The sequence below is a fragment of the Streptomyces sp. GC420 genome (genome assembly GCF_009916105.1).
Lineage (GTDB): Bacteria > Actinomycetota > Actinomycetes > Streptomycetales > Streptomycetaceae > Streptomyces.
On sequence record NZ_JAAAXQ010000844.1, the window covers coordinates 1 to 432 of the forward strand.

Genomic DNA, 432 nt, shown 5'->3' on the forward strand with positions numbered 1-432 from the left:
CGTAGTCGGCGGTGACCGAGTAGGTGCCGGCTGGCAGGACGGCCCGGGTGAGGGTGGCGGTGCTGTTCTCGTCGAGGAGGACCGGCACGACGTCTCCGTCGATGGTGAAGGTGACGGTGCCGGTGGGAGTCCCGGCTCCGGGGGCCACGGGTGCGACGGTCGCGGTGAAGAGGACCGGCTGGCCGAACACGGAGGGATCGGGGCTGCTGCTGACGGAAGTGGTGGTCGTGGCTTGGTTGACGGTTTGGGTGAGGGGGGTGCTGGTGGAGCTGGTGAAGTTGGGGTCGCCGGCTCCGACGTAGGTGGCGACCACGGTGTGGTCCCCGGCGGTGAGGTCGCTGGTGGTGACGGTGGCGGTGCCGCCGGTGAGGGTTCCGGTGAGGGTGGTGGTGCCGTCGATGGTGAAGGTGACCTGGCCGGTGGGTGTTCCGG

General features: G+C 70.1%; 1 protein-coding gene. It reads right to left on the bottom strand.

Annotation, left to right across the window (positions count from 1 at the left end; all coding sequences use genetic code 11):
* On the bottom strand, positions 1 to 432 hold a 432-nt coding region (locus GUY61_RS38895; RefSeq protein ID WP_166634971.1), incomplete at both ends, for an Ig-like domain-containing protein.